Raw genomic sequence first — 17,724 nt, 5'->3', positions numbered from 1 at the left:
CAGCTATTAGACCAAGCGTCAATTTTTGAAATAAATGTGTCAAGTTTTACTAATTAAATACGTATACCATGCAAAAACATTTGCGATTTAACGAATATAAAGTATTGTTGTACAGACTCTCACTTGCTTATTTGTTTTACTTTATTGCCCGAGTATTGTTCTATTTATACAATGCAGACTTGTTGCGGGTAGAGTCTTTCTCTGATTTTATGGCATTGAGTTATTATGGATTAGCATTTGATACTACGGCAATCCTTTATGTGAATCTGTTATTTATTGTTTTCTCTTCGCTGCCGTTGTGGATAAATACTAATAAAGGGTATCAAAAATTTCTTTTTTATTTTTACTTTGTTACTAATTTACTGATCTATGCGACTAATTTTATAGATTTTATATATTACAAATTTACCTTTGCAAGAACAACGATTGTAGCCTTAGATGTAATCAAGCATGAAACTAACAAGTCTAAATTGTTTTTAAACTTTCTTTTTGAGTATTGGCATGTTTTTATTTTGTTCATCATAAGCGCTATTTTATGGATTTATTTGTACAAAAAAGTTACCGTTAAAAGCTTTAAGCCTGTCAAAATAATACCTTATTTTGGTTTCTCAATAATTGGTTTTTTAGTAATTGCGCTATTGACCATTGGAGGAATTCGAGGAGGTGATTTTAAGAAGTCGACTCGTCCAATTAATTTATTAGATGCCAGTCGTCATGTGAAAAACATCGTACACTCCGACCTAGTTTTAAACACACCTTTTGCCATTTTTAGAACGTTATTTACTAATGGTTTTGCAAAAGTTAAGTACGAAGGAGTGAATCAACAGGTTATTGATCGTGTGGTACAACCTATAAAAACCTATACTAATAACCCAAAAACTAAACCGAACATTGTTGTTTTTATTATCGAAAGTTATGGACGAGAATACATAGGAGCTTTTAATAAAAATAGTAATATCCCCAATTATAAAAGTCATGCTCCGTTTATAGATTCCTTAGCACAGCACAGTATGATTTTTACAAATGCGTATGCTAATGGTAGACAGTCTATTCATGGGATGTCATCTGTACTTGGGGGAATACCTTCGTTTAAGGATGCGTTTACTTCTTCGCCGTATCCTAAACAAAAGATTGAGTCGTTAGTCTCAACGCTGAAGGGTGAAGGCTATGATACCTCATTTTTTCATGGAGCTGCTAATGGTTCTATGGGATTTTTAGGCTTTAGTAATATTTTAGGCATTGATCATTATTATGGAAGAACTGAGTTTAATGATGATTCACAGTTCGATGGGTTTTGGGGTATTTGGGATGAGCCTTTTTTACAGTACATGGAAAAAACATTAGATAAAAAGAAAACACCTTTTTTCGCTTCTGTTTTTACGGTTTCTTCGCACGAGCCGTATAACATTCCTCAAAAATACAAGAGCCGCTTTAAAGAAGGTGGCGTTCCCATTCATAAATGTGTTGAGTATACTGATTTTGCTCTGAAACGTTTTTTTGCGGAAGCGAAGAAAAAGCCATGGTTTGAGAATACTATTTTTGTTTTGGTAGCGGATCACTGCAACCAAATTTTCTATGATGAATATCAAAAACCAATGAATAGATATGCAGTTCCTATCCTAATATATAAGCCTGATAGTAAATATGTAGGTGTAGATAACGATTGGGCACAACAAATAGATATTTATCCAACTTTGCTTGACATGATTGGGTACGACAAGCCTTTTAGAAGCTGGGGTCGCAGTTTGTTTGATAAAAAATCAAGTCAGCCATTTGTAATTAATTCTACGGGAACTATTTATCAGTTTGCAAAAGGCAATTATATCTGTACTTTTGATGGTAAAAATGTACTTGGCTTCTATGATAAAAATGATAAAGCACTGAAGTTTAATTTGATTAAAAATCGAAATACCGAAATGAATGAAATTGAATTGCATTGCAAAGCATTTATCGAAGACTATATGAATAGAGTAATGGATAAAAAACTCACAACTAACTAACAATCGTTTTTATAGGTAATAAGCTTGATTTTAAGCACTTTGAACCTTGTTTATAGTGCTTTTAGTTAAATGTAAGTTGTTACTTTTGCTTTAGTTAAAGATGGCCAAACGTATCAGTTGATAGTTAAATTAAAAATAAAGGGTTGCAAACGATTTAAAATTTTATATTTGCAGTTCCGAATAAAACAAACAAAACGCACAGATCCTATGGAATATTTAGATTTTGAGCTTCCAATAAAAGAGTTAGAAGAGCAATTAGATAAGTGTCTAGTTATTGGACAAGAATCAGATGTTGATGTTACAAATACGTGTAAGCAAATCAACAAGAAGTTAATTGAAACCAAGAAAACTATTTATAAAAACTTGACAGCATGGCAACGTGTTCAACTGTCTAGACATCCTAACAGGCCGTATACCTTAGATCATATCAATGCGCTTTTTGGAGAAACGTATCTAGAACTTCACGGGGATAGAGGTTTCAAAGATGACAAAGCAATGATCGGTGGTTTAGGAAAAATAGGAGGTCAGTCTTTTATGATTATTGGACAACAAAAAGGGTACAATACTAAAACACGCCAATATCGTAATTTTGGTATGGCTAATCCTGAAGGATACCGCAAAGCTTTGCGTTTAATGAAAATGGCAGAGAAATTTGGTATACCTGTAGTAACCTTAATTGATACTCCTGGTGCTTATCCTGGACTAGAAGCTGAGGAGCGTGGACAAGGAGAAGCAATTGCAAGAAATATTTTTGAGATGGTGCGTTTACAAGTGCCAATAATTACCATAATTGTAGGTGAAGGTGCTTCTGGTGGAGCTTTAGGAATAGGAGTTGGAGATCGTGTGTACATGTTAGAAAACACTTGGTATTCAGTTATTTCTCCGGAATCTTGTTCTTCTATTTTGTGGAAAAGTTGGGAGTACAAAGAGCAAGCTGCCGAGGCTTTGAAATTGACTTCTACCGACATGAAAAAACAAAAATTAATTGACGATATTATACCAGAACCATTAGGTGGAGCGCATTACGACAGAGCCACTACCTTTAAAACTGTAGAGCAATATATTTTAAAAGCGTATGATGAATTAAAAGATTTATCAACAGCTGATTTAATAGCTCAAAGAATGGATAAATACACTAAAATGGGTGAGTTTAAAGAATAATCATTCAAAACAGAAGATACAATCCGAAGCCTCGCCGTTTCGGATTTTTTTTTGGTTATGAACAAAAAAACAATACTTATAAACAATATTTTGTAATAACTCAACACTGATTTTTTTTAATTTTGTGTTACTTTCGCTCTATGGAAAACTTCAAAAATATAAATCCGGTTAAGGTAGATAAGTCTACGATTATAAGCCTTGAAAAAGGAAAATTACAACCTCAAGCTATCGAGCTAGAAGAGGCCGTTTTAGGCGCCATGATGATTGATAAAAAGGGAGTTGATGATGTAATAGATATTCTGCAACCAGATGCTTTTTACAAGGAAGCACACAAACATATTTTTGAAGCGATTGTGCAATTATTTACAGATACACAGCCAATCGATTTATTGACAGTTTCCGCACAATTAAAAAAGAATGCAAAATTAGAATTAGCTGGAGGTGACTTTTATTTGATTCAACTAACACAAAAAATATCTTCATCTGCCCATATTGAATTCCACTCGCGTATCATATTACAAAAGTTTATTCAAAGAAGTTTAATCCGAATTTCATCTGAAATTATCGAAGATTCCTATGACGAAACTACAGATGTATTTGATTTGTTGGATAAAGCAGAATCGAAATTGTATGAAGTAACGCAAGGAAATATCAAGCGTAGTTCAGAAACGGCTCAAAGTTTAGTTTTACAAGCTAAAAAACGAATTGAGGAAATTGCAGGACAAGAAGGTTTAAGTGGTGTTGCAACCGGTTTCGATAAACTAGATAAATTAACCTCAGGATGGCAACCTAGTGATTTGATCATTATTGCGGCCAGACCTGCAATGGGAAAAACTGCATTCGTATTATCTATGGCTAGAAATATGGCCATAGATTTTAATATGCCTGTGGCGTTGTTTTCTCTAGAGATGGCATCAGTACAACTAATAACACGTTTGATTTCATCAGAGACCGGACTGTCTTCAGAAAAATTGCGTACCGGTAAACTAGAAAAGCACGAATGGGAGCAATTGAGTACTAAAGTAAAAAATTTAGAAAAAGCACCCCTTTTTATTGATGATACGCCGTCTCTCTCTATATTTGATTTACGTGCTAAAGCCAGACGTTTAGTTTCTCAGCATGGAATTAGAATAATAATTGTCGATTATCTACAGTTGATGACAGCCGGAGGTAATAGTAAAGGTGGTGGAAATAGAGAGCAAGAGATTTCGACTATTTCGCGAAATCTAAAAGCGTTAGCCAAAGAACTAAATGTCCCTGTAATCGCACTTTCGCAGTTGTCTCGTGCCGTTGAAACCCGTGGATCTAGTAAACGTCCTTTGCTATCTGACCTTCGTGAATCTGGAGCTATTGAGCAAGATGCCGATATTGTTTCCTTTTTATACCGTCCTGAATATTATAAAATAGATGAATGGGATGATGATGAAGCTTCGCCTACTGCCGGGCAAGCTGAAATAATGATTGCTAAACACCGTAACGGAAGTATCGAAAATGTTCGATTGAAGTTTATTGGTCACCTGGGTAAGTTTGATAACTTAGATGATTATGGTAGTAGCTTTGATGATTTACCCTCTTCAATGAATCAAGATGAAAGCGCATTTATTACTAAAAACTTACCGTCGGCTCATGATGCATTTGGAAGTAATTTTAATGATGATGAGGATGATGACGAAATGCCATTTTAACAATTTCGTTTATGATTATCAAGTGTTTACCTGTTATGTTAGTAATTTAGTTCGATAAAAGGGTTATGAAAAGTTAAATTTTTGTAGTTTAGCCTTACCTACTGTTTAATTTTTAAAGACTAACCAACAAAACCAAAAAAATGGCAGAAGAAAATATACCACAAAATGTAGCAGTACCTTTAAAAACTGCTAAACAATGGACGAAAAATCATAGAGATAATCTTGAACTTGAGGGTACGAAAAAAAAAGTGAATTCGTACTTAATTACTAGAGAAACTTTAGAAATGGTTTTAAAACTGAATACCACTAAAGTGAGAGCCTATGTAGGTTTGACTGATAAAAACGAGAATACACTAATTTTTGTGGGAGCTGAATTAGAAGAAGGAAGTACTACGTACCGTGATGTTTTTGGCACTGAATTTTTAGGATCAGATCCAGATGAATCGCCTGTTGTATATGATTTTTCAGAACCTAGTCCTCCTGGAAAGCCGGATGGGTTAAGTCCACTATCTTAATTTATAAAATTGCACGAGTTTATAGTCAATACCGGATATATCATTTTATTTATTAATGTGGTGCTTTACTTGAAAGATTTTCTCCAGAATGGTAAGTCTTACAAAATATTTACTTTTTATCTTATCGGAACAGGTTTAATTCAAATACTTTCAAAAATATTTTTGAACTTGTATGCCAATAATTTATTTCTATCACATTACTATTTTATTGGTCAATTTATCTTATTGAGTTTGTTCTTTAAGAGTTTGTTTACTAACCGAATTCAAAAATCGGTAGCCAATTGGATTTTAATAATTGGATTGATCCTTTTGGTCATTCAGTATTCCATAAATCCAGCCGTTTTTTATAAATTTAATTTATTTGAAATATTTGTAACCTCTTTTTTAAGTATCATTTTGGCAGCGATGCATTTGTATAATTTATTAGCAGAGGAAAAAGTATTTTATTATACTACTATAGGCATATTGCTTTATTTAAGCGGGAGTACTATTCTTTTTTTTGTGGGTAATATCACAGCCATTTTAAGTGAAGAATATCAATTTTTACCTTGGACACTCAATGCCTTTTTGGTAGTTATATACCAGCTTTTTATTTTATTTCAATGGAGAAAAATAAGCGACTCTAAGAAAATTATAACTAATAATGAGAATAAACCAATTTAATGAGCAAGAGATCGTTACAATCATTTTGTATACGTCGCTTTTTTTTACAATTATTGCTATTGGAGTAATTGTGTTTTTCTATTTTTCAAGAAAAAAAATCGTTCAAAAAGAGCTAGAGAAAAGAGATCTTGAAATAAAACACCAAAAACAGCAATTACGAGCTATACTTATTACGCAAGAAGCAGAACGGCAAAGAATTGCACAAGATTTGCATGATGATATTAGTTCTAAACTTAATATTGTATCTTTAAACAGTCATCTTTTAACTCGAGCTGGATTATCAGAAAATGATATTATGGAAGTCACAACTAATATTATCAATATGACGGATAAGGCTTTACAAAGTACACGACGTATTGCTCACGATTTATTACCACCAGTTTTAGATAAATTTGGTTTAGATGCTGGTATACAGGAGCTCTGTTCTGAGTTTAATAGTAGTAAAGCTGTGAGAGTAGTGTATGCCAATACTATTAATTTTGATGAATTAGGAAAAGATAAGAGTTTGCATCTATTTCGTATCCTGCAGGAGTTAATTAATAATTCTATTCGACATGGTTCAGCAAAAAACATTTCGATTGCATTTGATGAAGCTACGGGGAATAGATTGTGTATATACAGTGATGATGGTCGTGGCTTTGATATGAATAATAGCGATAATCAAAATGGTCTTGGTATGAAAAACATCCAAAGTAGGGTGGATTTTTTGGAAGGATCAATTGTAATTCAGTCTAAGTTGGGTGGTGGTATTAATGTGAATTTATCTTTTTAAAGTATGAGTGATCCTATAAAAATAGTTCTGGTAGATGATGAAGTGCTTTTTCGAAAAGGTATTTTGTTTTTGTTACGCAGTCAAGAAACTTTTGAAGTAGTTCATGAAGCATCTAATGGCTTAGAATTGATGGAATATTTACAAAAAACCGCTACTTTACCGGATATTGTTATGACTGATTTAAAGATGCCCTTGCTAGATGGCGTCGAAGTCGCTAGAATTATTCATAAAGACTTTCCTTCAATAAAAGTAATAGCGCTTACTAGTTACGATTCAAATAGTTTTATCGCTAATATGATTGATATTGGGGCAGCTTCTTATGTACTTAAGAACGCTACTCCAAATGAGTTGATTAAAACAATTAATGAGGTAGCATCTAAAGGCTTTTATTACAATGAAAATGTTGTAAAAGTAATTCATGAAAATGGTGTAACTAATAGAGTTAGTAAAAATAGTTTTACTAACCATTTTTTGACAAATAGAGAAATAGAGGTATTGCAATTGATTTGCGAACAAAAAACCACCGTTGAGATTGCTGAAACCTTATTTATAAGTCCAAGGACTGTTGAGGGACATAGAAACAATCTTTTACTAAAAACAGAATCTAAAAATATTGCAGGACTTGTATTTTTTGCAATTCAAAATAATATTGTAACTGTTTATAACTAATATGCTATTAGTGTCTTATAAAATAGATGGCCATTATATAGTAGGCTACTATAGATACTATTAGTACGCAAATTCCAATTCGTTTTAATGTAGTCATGGCACTGTTATTCATTTTCGGTTATTCTTTGCAGTTATTTTATATTCCGCTAAGCTATAGAAATCATACAACCTAGATAAGAGTAAAAACACTTGGTTTCGTAGTTTTTTTACAATAATTTTCCACAGTTTTTTTCTTGGAGTAGGCTACAATTGCTTACCTTGTTTGCAATTTTAGGAAATGGACACTTTTCAAATATTCTAAAATATTTACTTAAAAATCTATGACAAACTACAAGAAAATATTGCTTTTGCTACTTCTATTGAGTACTACCCTAACACGAGCTTCTTTTATTTTGTTGCCAATGGATGAATCGACGCAACAAAATCATTTAAAAGCATATGGAATTACTTTTTGGTGTTTAACCAAAGAATATAAAGCAAGCTGGTTATTAAATTATCGTGGTGGTTCATTTTTACTTCCGGACGTAGCCGAAATTAGAAAAGAATGTCAAATTCGAGGGGTTAGCTACGAGGTACTATCTAATGCCGAGGAGGAAAATATACTCAATTTAATAGCGAGTCCTTCTCAAAATATGGAAACGGTCATTCTCGAAAAAGCGCCAAAAATAGCGGTTTACACCCCAAAAGGGAAAATGCCTTGGGATGATGCCGTTACCTTGGTTTTGACCTACGCTGAAATTCCATTTACTGCAATTTATGACGAGGAGGTTTTAAGTGATCAACTCATTCTCTATGACTGGTTGCATTTACATCATGAAGATTTTACTGGTCAGTATGGTAAATTTTTTGGATCTTACAAGAATGTACCTTGGTATATAGAACAAAAAAAAGAGAGCGAGAATTTAGCCGCTAAATTAGGCTTCTCTAAAGTATCACAGGAAAAAGGTGCTGTTGCAAAAAAAATTCGTGACTTTGTTATTGGAGGCGGTTTTATGTTTGCGATGTGTTCAGCAACGGATAGTTTTGATATTGCCTTAGCTGCAGATGGTGTAGATATCTGCGAGCCTATGTTTGACGGAGACGCAAGTGATCCTAATTACCAAGCTAAAATTGACTATAATAACTCCTTTGCTTTTAAAGATTTTATATTAGAGCGCCGACCTGAAAAATACGAGTTTTCAGATATCGATATGACCGAAGTTAGAAAACTACCTATGGAGAAAGACTATTTTAGTTTAATGGAATATTCGGCAAAATGGGATCCTATACCTTCTATGTTGTGCCAAAATCATACTCAAATTGTAAAAGGATTTATGGGGCAAACCACTTCTTTTAATTCTAATGTCGTTAAATCTAATGTACTAGTTATGGGAACATGCGAGTTAAATGGTGAAGCACGTTACATTCATGGTGAAAAAGGAAAAGGTATGTTTACCTTTTATGGAGGGCACGATCCTGAGGATTACCAACATCAAGTGGGAGATCCAGCAACCGTTTTAGATTTACACCCTAACTCACCGGGCTATCGACTTATTCTGAACAATGTTTTATTTCCTGCAGCGAAAAAAAGGAAGCAAAAAACCTAATTCTCACTTAGCTATTTTCTAATCAATATTTTATAAAAGAATGAAATTTGCCTCTGTTTTAAATGAAATTCAAAAAGAAATACAATCATATCCCTCAACAGGAGCCGTTACTACCACTATTCCAGAGTTGGCGAAAGTAAATCCAGATAAATTTGGTATTCACTTAACAACAATCGATAATGACAATTACCAGGTAGGGGACAGCCAAGAACGATTCTCTATTCAAAGTATATCCAAGGCGCTTACCGTAGCTTTAGCCTTTTCATTTTTAGATGAGAAAGTTTGGGATAGAGTGGGAGTTGAACCTTCAGGGACTGCATTCAATTCATTAATACAATTAGAATATGAAAAGGGAATTCCAAGAAATCCTTTTATTAATTCGGGCGCTATTGTTATCGCGGATATACTTTTATCTTGTTTAAAAAACCCTAAAGAAGATTTTTTAGATTTCATAAAAATGATTTCAGGGAGTTCAGTTATAAGGTATAATAATGCTGTTGCCGAATCTGAAAAAGATAATGGTTTTAGAAATGCAGCTTTAGCTAATTTTTTAAAATCTTTTGGTAATATTAAAAACGATGTAGACCAAGTGCTAGACTTTTATTTTCACCAATGTGCGATAGAAATGAATTGTGAAGAGTTAGCCAACTCTTTTTTCTTTCTAGCAAATGAAGGTAAAACAAAGGCTGGACAGCAAATCTTAAATAAAAGTCAGGTTAAAAGGTTAAACGCTTTGATGCAAACCTGTGGGTTTTATGATGAGTCAGGAGAGTTTACTTATAAAGTAGGTTTGCCAGGAAAAAGCGGAATTGGAGGTGGCATAGTAGCACTTTATCCTAAGCAATTTGTTGTTGCTACTTGGTCACCAAAGTTAAATAAAAAGGGAAATTCAGAGTTAGGCATGTTTGCTTTGGAAGCACTAACAACTAAAACAGGACTGTCTGTTTTCTAGTTTGATACTTTTTTTAAAAAGTAAAATGGTTGTTTATTTTAAAGGCTAGATTTTAAATGTATTGCGGTAAGCAATTTTTAAATTAAAGCTACTTATTAGTGCTATAAATTAATTTGTCTAACTTCTTTATTTAGCATCAATACTGCTGTAAAAACTAGTTAATGTTTGTTTATGGTTAGGCGATAGAGATAGCCGTATTCGTCTGTAGCTATGATTAGTTTTTTAGTTGGTGACCACTCTGCAATTATTTCAACTGTAGTACTATCTGCTCGCTTTAGGGAACCAAAGCCCGCTTTTCCTTCAATTAAAACTTCTCCCTTAACTAAGTTTCCATCTTCATCTGATCCTGCTACGGTGTAGTTAGTATGGTTTTTCACCTTATATTTATTTTTTTTAGTTTTTCTTTTTGTAGGTACTGTGTCTGTAGTAGTGTTGTCCATAGTATGATGAGCAATTTCATCTTTAGTTTTGGTGTATTTATATAGTGTTACTTCCTTAGATTTGTTTTTGCATCCTAATAATCCAATCACCAAAAATACGGTTAGAAATGAATATCGTAAGGTTTTCATGTATCGTAAATAATAACAAGCAGTACTAAATTGCTTTAGTGTATGAGTTGTATTGTAGTTGTACATGGATTCAAAGTTGAGTTGACTAGTGTTAGTAGCTTAAATTTTCACCCAATTGCTAGCTATCCATTCAGCAAGTTTTTCTTTGTTACTTTCGTTTTCGATTGTAGTATGCTGTAAAAAAGCTTCTACTTTCTGAAAGCTAGATTTGGTTTTGGGAACTTTAAAGTCCAGTAGGAACTGATTGCAAAATTGGATAACTTCTATTTCTTCCAGCTTATTAATAATTTTGCTGTGGCGAATAGACTCTTGTTCTGCTTTATCAATTGTAGTTATAGTTTGGTAGTAACCGGAATATGCTAAATCTTCATTGTTAAATTTGTACATCGTTTAGGAGTTTATTGGTTCTATTGAGCAAATTTAAATAGTTTTAATTTCATTTCATTACGGTAAACCGTAACGAGCAATGTTTTTTAAATTAAGATTTTAGTATTTATTATAATGACAAAAAAAATCCCAATCGTTAGATTGGGATTTTTCTATAAGTAAGTAAGCTTAAATTGAGTTGATAAAACGTTTATTTTACTTTATTAAGTACTGCTTTGAAAGCTTCTGGGTGGTTCATAGCCAAATCTGCAAGAACTTTACGGTTCAATTCGATATTGTTCTTTTTCACTTTACCCATGAATTGAGAATAAGACATTCCTTCCAATCTAGCTCCAGCGTTGATACGTTGAATCCATAAAGCACGGAAATTTCTTTTATTCACTTTTCTGTCACGGTAAGCGTAGCACATTGCTTTCTCTACCGCATTCTTAGCAACTGTCCAAACGTTTTTACGTCTACCAAAGAAACCTTTGGCTTGCTTCATTATTTTTTTTCTTCTTGCTCTTTTAGCAACTGAATTTACCGATCTTGGCATAATTTTTATGTGTTTTTGTAGCAGGCGGCTTGAATTAAATCAAAAGCACTTAATGGCCATACTCCAAGGTTATTTAAATTGTTTTAACCTAAAGAATGTCTTTAGTCTAAGGTTTGAAAGTCACATGTCAAAAGTCTAAGACTTTCTAACTTTCAGACTTTCTAACTTTCGACTTATTAGATAATTCTTAATTGTTGTTTGATGCTTTTCATATCTGTTTTGTGAACTAACGCTGAATGTGTCAAAGCTAATTTACGTTTTTTAGATTTTTTAGTCAAGATGTGACTTTTAAAAGCATGCTTTCTTTTAATCTTTCCAGAACCAGTAACTTTAAAACGTTTCTTGGCGCTAGATTTGGTTTTCATTTTAGGCATTTTTTCCTAGTGTTTTAATTTATTCTTACTTACTTATCTTTTAGTCTTAAAGTCGAAAGTCTTATAGTCATAACGTATAAACTTTAGACAATACAACTTTCGACTTTGGACTTAATTATTTCTTCTTCTTCGGAGCAATGAACATAATCATTCTCTTTCCTTCAAGAACAGGCATCGCTTCTACTTTACCATACTCTTCTAAATCAGTTGCTAATCTTAACAATAAGATTTGCCCTTGATCTTTATAAATGATAGAACGACCTTTAAAGAAAACGAATGCTTTTAATTTAGCACCCTCTTTCAAGAATTTTTCTGCGTTCTTTCTTTTAAATTCGTAATCATGCTCATCTGTTTGAGGTCCAAAACGAATCTCCTTAACAGTAACCTGTGTAGATTTAGCTTTCAGGATTTTATCACGTTTCTTTTGCTCGTAAACAAATTTCTTGTAATCCATGATTTTACAAACTGGCGGCTCAGCATTTGGTGAAATTTCAACTAAATCTAGTTCAAATTGATCCGCTAAACGTAAAGCTTCCGAAAGTTTAAAAACTCCTGGCTCTATGTTTTCACCTACAAGACGTACTTCTTGCACTCCACGAATAAGATTGTTTATTCTGTGGGCATCCTTTTTTTCTACGCGAGGTTGATAACCTCTGTTGCTTCTTATTGCTATGACTTTATAATTTAAGTTAAACTGTAAATACTTTTAATGTTTTTTTGATCTCTTCATCCACTATAGCAGCGAATTCTTCAATGGTAACGGTAATATTGCCTTTTCCTTCTTGGCCATGTCTACGGATAGATATAGTTCCATTTTTCTCTTCTTCTTCACCTACAATCAGCATAAAAGGGATTTTTTGCATTTCGGCATCCCTAATCTTTTTACCAATAGTTTCACTACGGTTGTCAATGAGCCCGCGAATTTCGTGATTTTCTAGCAAATCTAAAACTTTTTTGGCATATATTTCATATTTCTCACTCAAAGACAATATAATAGCCTGTTCTGGCATTAACCATAGTGGGAAATTTCCTGCTGTGTGTTCTAAAAGTATTGCTATAAAACGTTCCATAGATCCAAATGGCGCTCTGTGAATCATCACAGGTCTGTGCAATTCATTGTCTGATCCTTTGTATGTCAAATCAAAACGTTCTGGTAAGTTGTAATCTACCTGAATCGTACCTAACTGCCATTGTCTTCCCAAAGCATCTTTCACCATGAAATCCAACTTAGGACCGTAAAAAGCAGCTTCACCGTACTCAATTACCGTGTTTAAGCCTTTATCTGCTGCAGCGTTGATAATTGCGTTTTCTGCTTTCTCCCAGTTTTCGTCAGTACCAATGTATTTTTCTCTATTCTCTTTGTCTCTTAATGAGATTTGAGCAGTAAAGTTTTCAAATCCTAAGGAACCAAATACATAAAGGACCAAGTCAATTACTTTTTTGAACTCTTCATCTAGTTGTTCTGGAGTACAAAAAATATGCGCGTCATCTTGAGTAAACCCACGTACACGGGTTAAACCATGTAATTCTCCACTTTGTTCGTATCGGTAAACAGTACCAAATTCAGCATAACGCTTAGGTAAATCTTTATATGACCAGGGTCTTACATTATAGATTTCACAGTGGTGAGGGCAGTTCATTGGTTTCAATAAAAACTCTTCTCCTTCATGTGGTGTGCTTATCGGTTGGAAACTATCTGCACCGTATTTAGCATAATGTCCTGAAGTTACGTATAATTCTTTCTGACCAATATGCGGTGTAACCACTTGTTCGTATCCCGCTTTCTTTTGTGCTTTTTTCAAGAATTGCTCTAAACGTTCTCTCAACGCGGCTCCTTTTGGTAACCATAACGGCAAACCTTGACCCACTTTTTGAGAAAAAGCAAACAATTCTAATTCCTTACCAAGTTTTCTATGGTCTCTACGTTTTGCTTCTTCAAGCAAAAGTAAATATTCAGTTAAGTCTTTTTGCTTAGGAAACGAAGTTCCGTAAACACGGGTCAATTGCTTGTTTTTTTCGTCTCCTCTCCAGTAGGCTCCCGCAACGCTCATTACTTTCATGGCTTTGATAATTCCGGTATTCGGAATATGACCACCGCGACATAAATCAGTAAAGGTATCGTGATCACAAAAAGTAATCGTACCATCCTCAAGGTTGGAAATCAGCTCTGTTTTGTAAACATTGTCTTTATATATTTCTAGAGCTTCCGCTTTAGATACCGGGCGCAAATTAAATTCATGCTTACCGCGTGAAATTTCAAGTACACGATCTTCAATTTTCTTAAAATCTGCTTCCGTTATTTTTTGATCTTCAAAATCTACGTCATAATAAAACCCATTGGCTATGGCAGGTCCAAGAGTCAATTTAATACCAGGATACATTTCCTCTAAAACTTGAGCCATTACGTGCGAAGTCGAATGCCAGAAAGCTTTCTTTCCACCTTCGTCATTCCAAGTATATAAAACAAGACTACCATCCGTTGTCAAAGGAGTGGTCGTTTCAATGGTGGTACCATTAAATGATGCCGAAATCACGTTTCTAGCAAAACCTTCGCTAATGCTTTTAGCCACTTCCATCGGAGTCACATCTGCTGCGTACTCTCTAATTGACCCATCGGGTAAAGTAATCTTAATCATTGTTTATTAATTTAAGAATGCAAATATAAACCATTACAAAAACACATCCAATATATATGTGTGGATTGTTTCATTATTATTAGGTTACGATGCAGTATGTTAAATGTGGTTTTGGTATTGGTAGAAAAGGGTTGCTTTTTGGAGCTATTTCCTGCTATTCGTTTCAATCTTTTACGGGGATAAAAATCCCCATAAAAGGATTTCCACTGCTATCAGGGCTAGGAGAGTAGCGGTGTAAGTGATAATCTGTTTAACAGACGAACAGCTCTAATTCATTCTTGGAATCTAGTTCATTCTTTCCATAATATAAAAGGAACAAATATGTGTGATCATAACCGAAGAACACACTACAGCAGTCAATCTGAAGAAATCTGTATCATCTGTGCGCCAATAAAATCCAATTATAATTACAGTATATATAAGAATAGCAAGAAGTAGAATACATATAAACAGTAAAGCCTTCAAATCCGCGTCATCCGCGTTCCAATAAAATCCAAGTACAAACATTATATATAAAAGGTACAATTGATAGAGTATACATAAACAGTAAATCCGCTAAATCCGTGTTATCCGCTTTCCACTAAATTCCAAATACAATTACATTATATATAAGAGGTACAATTGATGGAATACACATAGACAGTAAATCTGCCAAATCCGTGTCATCCGCGTTCCAATAAATTCCAAATATAATGACAGTATATATAAGATGAACAATTGATAGAATATATATAAGCAGTAAATCCGCCAAATCCGCGTTCCACTAAATTCCAAATCCAATTACATTATATATAAGAGGAACAATTGATAGAATACACATAAACAGTAAATCCGCCAAATCCGCGTGCCAATAGAATCCAAACTTAACCACAACCTACATAAATAAGAATAGTTATAACAACAGCTCACGGTAAAAAGTAAATCTGCATCATATGCGTTCCAAATAGCTCCAAACTCCAAGAACAATTGAGTAAAACCCCAAACAATACCTTGTATTTGCTCATTCTGTATTCCTTTTTTCCTACAATTATAAATTGTATCAATTCTTTGGTAGTTGTAATAATATTGTTTTCAGTGTTTTAAAATATAAGGTAATAAAAAGATAAAAAAAAAATGGTTGTAAAGTATTGTTTAACGCTAAAGACTCACTACTTTTGCACCCGCAACAACGAAGATGTTCACTGACAGACTGACAAGTAAATGAGATATTAAGAGGAAGAAATTTTTCAAAAAAAATATCAAATAAAGCTTGTGAGATTAGAATTTACGTTTTACATTTGCATCCCGCAAAACACGGAAAGTTCCTTGAGATACTGGTAAGAAAGAAATAGAAATTAACAGAAATAAAATTCTAAAATAATTTTAAATTTTTCTTGCGAGTTCAAAAAGAAGTAACTACTTTTGCACCCGCTTCGAGAGTCACGATAAGTGATGAAGGAGAGGAAAAAAAGATACACACGTTCGTAGACATATTGAATTGACAGCCGTTTTAAGAGAAATCTTGAAACAAAAGAATATGAGTAATGAGATCGAGAGATTAAAAAATGAACCGATAGATCTTCAGTCAAAAATAAATAGCTTAGTAATAAGCAAATAATATACGATGAAGAGTTTGATCCTGGCTCAGGATGAACGCTAGCGGCAGGCTTAACACATGCAAGTCGAGGGGTATAGTTCTTCGGAACTAGAGACCGGCGCACGGGTGCGTAACGCGTATGCAATCTACCTTTCACAGAGGGATAGCCCAGAGAAATTTGGATTAATACCTCATAGTATTATAGAGTGGCATCACTTTATAATTAAAGATTTATCGGTGAAAGATGAGCATGCGTCCCATTAGCTAGTTGGTAAGGTAACGGCTTACCAAGGCTACGATGGGTAGGGGTCCTGAGAGGGAGATCCCCCACACTGGTACTGAGACACGGACCAGACTCCTACGGGAGGCAGCAGTGAGGAATATTGGACAATGGGCGCAAGCCTGATCCAGCCATGCCGCGTGCAGGATGACGGTCCTATGGATTGTAAACTGCTTTTATACAGGAAGAAACCACTCTACGTGTAGAGTCTTGACGGTACTGTAAGAATAAGGATCGGCTAACTCCGTGCCAGCAGCCGCGGTAATACGGAGGATCCAAGCGTTATCCGGAATCATTGGGTTTAAAGGGTCCGTAGGCGGTTTAGTAAGTCAGTGGTGAAAGCCCATCGCTCAACGGTGGAACGGCCATTGATACTGCTAGACTTGAATTATTAGGAAGTAACTAGAATATGTAGTGTAGCGGTGAAATGCTTAGAGATTACATGGAATACCAATTGCGAAGGCAGGTTACTACTAATATATTGACGCTGATGGACGAAAGCGTGGGTAGCGAACAGGATTAGATACCCTGGTAGTCCACGCCGTAAACGATGGATACTAGCTGTTGGGCGCAAGTTCAGTGGCTAAGCGAAAGTGATAAGTATCCCACCTGGGGAGTACGAACGCAAGTTTGAAACTCAAAGGAATTGACGGGGGCCCGCACAAGCGGTGGAGCATGTGGTTTAATTCGATGATACGCGAGGAACCTTACCAAGGCTTAAATGTAGATTGACCGGTTTGGAAACAGACTTTTCGCAAGACAATTTACAAGGTGCTGCATGGTTGTCGTCAGCTCGTGCCGTGAGGTGTCAGGTTAAGTCCTATAACGAGCGCAACCCCTGTTGTTAGTTGCCAGCGAGTCAAGTCGGGAACTCTAACAAGACTGCCAGTGTAAACTGTGAGGAAGGTGGGGATGACGTCAAATCATCACGGCCCTTACGCCTTGGGCTACACACGTGCTACAATGGACGGTACAGAGAGCAGCCACTGGGCAACCAGGAGCGAATCTACAAAACCGTTCTCAGTTCGGATCGGAGTCTGCAACTCGACTCCGTGAAGCTGGAATCGCTAGTAATCGGATATCAGCCATGATCCGGTGAATACGTTCCCGGGCCTTGTACACACCGCCCGTCAAGCCATGGAAGCTGGGGGTGCCTGAAGTCGGTGACCGCAAGGAGCTGCCTAGGGTAAAACTGGTAACTAGGGCTAAGTCGTAACAAGGTAGCCGTACCGGAAGGTGCGGCTGGAACACCTCCTTTCTAGAGCCTTAATTGTTAGTTGATTTATCAACACGTTAGGGAAAAAGACGAAAAGAGCTAAAGGTTTTTTAGTTTTAAGATTTTATTACTCTTGCTGTTAATTTAT

At 34.9% G+C, this 17,724-nt stretch carries 15 protein-coding genes and 1 rRNA gene; 10 read left to right on the top strand and 6 right to left on the bottom strand.

Going from position 1 to position 17,724, the window contains the following annotated elements; all coding sequences use genetic code 11:
• Positions 1 to 68: 68 nt before the first annotated feature.
• From ACZ2G0_RS15700 to ACZ2G0_RS15660, 9 genes are all read left to right on the top strand, one after another.
• On the top strand, positions 69 to 2,000 hold the full coding sequence (locus ACZ2G0_RS15700) for an LTA synthase family protein (RefSeq protein WP_470308427.1): 1,932 nt from the start codon (positions 69 to 71) through the stop codon (positions 1,998 to 2,000).
• Between the two features lie 207 nt (positions 2,001 to 2,207).
• Positions 2,208 to 3,161: an acetyl-CoA carboxylase carboxyltransferase subunit alpha gene (locus ACZ2G0_RS15695; protein ID WP_470308426.1), complete on the top strand. Its 954-nt coding sequence runs from the start codon at positions 2,208 to 2,210 to the stop codon at positions 3,159 to 3,161.
• 140 nt (positions 3,162 to 3,301) lie between these two features.
• Positions 3,302 to 4,846, top strand: coding sequence for a replicative DNA helicase (gene dnaB, locus ACZ2G0_RS15690; RefSeq protein ID WP_300285341.1), 1,545 nt, complete (start codon positions 3,302 to 3,304; stop codon positions 4,844 to 4,846).
• A 140-nt stretch (positions 4,847 to 4,986) separates the two neighbouring features.
• Complete coding sequence (locus ACZ2G0_RS15685) at positions 4,987 to 5,361, top strand: hypothetical protein (RefSeq protein ID WP_470308425.1); 375 nt, start codon at positions 4,987 to 4,989, stop codon at positions 5,359 to 5,361.
• A 9-nt stretch (positions 5,362 to 5,370) separates the two neighbouring features.
• The gene (locus ACZ2G0_RS15680) at positions 5,371 to 6,024 is read left to right on the top strand and encodes a hypothetical protein (protein WP_470308424.1); all 654 of its coding nucleotides are present in this window, start codon (positions 5,371 to 5,373) and stop codon (positions 6,022 to 6,024) included.
• Positions 6,005 to 6,796 carry a sensor histidine kinase gene (locus tag ACZ2G0_RS15675; protein ID WP_470308423.1) on the top strand — a complete coding sequence of 264 codons (792 nt, stop codon included), beginning with the start codon at positions 6,005 to 6,007 and terminating at the stop codon, positions 6,794 to 6,796. The genes ACZ2G0_RS15680 and ACZ2G0_RS15675 overlap by 20 nt, the downstream gene beginning before the upstream one ends.
• A 3-nt stretch (positions 6,797 to 6,799) precedes the next feature.
• The gene (locus tag ACZ2G0_RS15670; protein ID WP_470308422.1) at positions 6,800 to 7,465 is read left to right on the top strand and encodes a response regulator transcription factor; all 666 of its coding nucleotides are present in this window, start codon (positions 6,800 to 6,802) and stop codon (positions 7,463 to 7,465) included.
• 320 nt (positions 7,466 to 7,785) lie between these two features.
• Complete coding sequence (locus tag ACZ2G0_RS15665) at positions 7,786 to 9,051, top strand: asparagine synthetase B (protein ID WP_470308421.1); 1,266 nt, start codon at positions 7,786 to 7,788, stop codon at positions 9,049 to 9,051.
• A gap of 40 nt (positions 9,052 to 9,091) precedes the next feature.
• Positions 9,092 to 10,003 (top strand): glutaminase, encoded by a 912-nt coding sequence (locus ACZ2G0_RS15660; RefSeq protein WP_470308420.1) that lies wholly within the window; start codon positions 9,092 to 9,094, stop codon positions 10,001 to 10,003.
• 158 nt (positions 10,004 to 10,161) lie between these two features.
• Here the strand turns inward: ACZ2G0_RS15660 and ACZ2G0_RS15655 are convergent, their stop codons facing one another.
• The 6 genes from ACZ2G0_RS15655 to thrS all read right to left on the bottom strand — a co-directional run bounded on the left by ACZ2G0_RS15655 (position 10,162) and on the right by thrS (position 14,504).
• Positions 10,162 to 10,572, bottom strand: coding sequence for a hypothetical protein (locus tag ACZ2G0_RS15655; protein ID WP_470308419.1), 411 nt, complete (start codon positions 10,570 to 10,572; stop codon positions 10,162 to 10,164).
• 99 nt (positions 10,573 to 10,671) lie between these two features.
• Positions 10,672 to 10,959, bottom strand: a complete 288-nt coding sequence (locus tag ACZ2G0_RS15650; protein ID WP_470308418.1) for a hypothetical protein — start codon at positions 10,957 to 10,959, stop codon at positions 10,672 to 10,674.
• Between the two features lie 190 nt (positions 10,960 to 11,149).
• Positions 11,150 to 11,494, bottom strand: a complete 345-nt coding sequence (gene rplT, locus ACZ2G0_RS15645) for a 50S ribosomal protein L20 (RefSeq protein ID WP_108740913.1) — start codon at positions 11,492 to 11,494, stop codon at positions 11,150 to 11,152.
• A gap of 176 nt (positions 11,495 to 11,670) precedes the next feature.
• Positions 11,671 to 11,868, bottom strand: coding sequence for a 50S ribosomal protein L35 (rpmI, locus tag ACZ2G0_RS15640; RefSeq protein ID WP_022827375.1), 198 nt, complete (start codon positions 11,866 to 11,868; stop codon positions 11,671 to 11,673).
• Positions 11,869 to 11,983: 115 nt separating this feature from the next.
• Complete coding sequence (gene infC / locus ACZ2G0_RS15635; protein WP_470309855.1) at positions 11,984 to 12,481, bottom strand: translation initiation factor IF-3; 498 nt, start codon at positions 12,479 to 12,481, stop codon at positions 11,984 to 11,986.
• Between the two features lie 76 nt (positions 12,482 to 12,557).
• On the bottom strand, positions 12,558 to 14,504 hold the full coding sequence (gene thrS, locus ACZ2G0_RS15630) for a threonine--tRNA ligase (protein ID WP_470308417.1): 1,947 nt from the start codon (positions 14,502 to 14,504) through the stop codon (positions 12,558 to 12,560).
• Positions 14,505 to 16,104: 1,600 nt separating this feature from the next.
• Here thrS and ACZ2G0_RS15625 point away from each other — a divergent pair.
• Positions 16,105 to 17,618, top strand: a 16S ribosomal RNA gene (locus ACZ2G0_RS15625).
• Positions 17,619 to 17,724 lie beyond the last annotated feature (106 nt).

The organism is Flavobacterium sp. KKT103, from assembly GCF_055640565.1.
Note: the sequence above shows the minus strand (reverse complement) of the source record. Positions and strands in the feature narration are given on the sequence as shown.

Bases quoted from the DNA above. Each gene is read 5' to 3' on its own strand.
- ACZ2G0_RS15660 (WP_470308420.1), top strand. From the start codon at position 9,092: ATGAAATTTGCCTCTGTTTTAAATGAAATTCAAAAAGAAATACAATCA.
- ACZ2G0_RS15685 (WP_470308425.1), top strand. From the start codon at position 4,987: ATGGCAGAAGAAAATATACCACAAAATGTAGCAGTACCTTTAAAAACT.
- ACZ2G0_RS15670 (WP_470308422.1), top strand. From the start codon at position 6,800: ATGAGTGATCCTATAAAAATAGTTCTGGTAGATGATGAAGTGCTTTTT.
- rplT (WP_108740913.1), bottom strand. From the start codon at position 11,494: ATGCCAAGATCGGTAAATTCAGTTGCTAAAAGAGCAAGAAGAAAAAAA.
- ACZ2G0_RS15695 (WP_470308426.1), top strand. From the start codon at position 2,208: ATGGAATATTTAGATTTTGAGCTTCCAATAAAAGAGTTAGAAGAGCAA.
- rpmI (WP_022827375.1), bottom strand. From the start codon at position 11,868: ATGCCTAAAATGAAAACCAAATCTAGCGCCAAGAAACGTTTTAAAGTT.
- dnaB (WP_300285341.1), top strand. From the start codon at position 3,302: ATGGAAAACTTCAAAAATATAAATCCGGTTAAGGTAGATAAGTCTACG.
- ACZ2G0_RS15675 (WP_470308423.1), top strand. From the start codon at position 6,005: ATGAGAATAAACCAATTTAATGAGCAAGAGATCGTTACAATCATTTTG.
- ACZ2G0_RS15655 (WP_470308419.1), bottom strand. From the start codon at position 10,572: ATGAAAACCTTACGATATTCATTTCTAACCGTATTTTTGGTGATTGGA.
- ACZ2G0_RS15700 (WP_470308427.1), top strand. From the start codon at position 69: ATGCAAAAACATTTGCGATTTAACGAATATAAAGTATTGTTGTACAGA.
- thrS (WP_470308417.1), bottom strand. From the start codon at position 14,504: ATGATTAAGATTACTTTACCCGATGGGTCAATTAGAGAGTACGCAGCA.
- ACZ2G0_RS15665 (WP_470308421.1), top strand. From the start codon at position 7,786: ATGACAAACTACAAGAAAATATTGCTTTTGCTACTTCTATTGAGTACT.
- ACZ2G0_RS15650 (WP_470308418.1), bottom strand. From the start codon at position 10,959: ATGTACAAATTTAACAATGAAGATTTAGCATATTCCGGTTACTACCAA.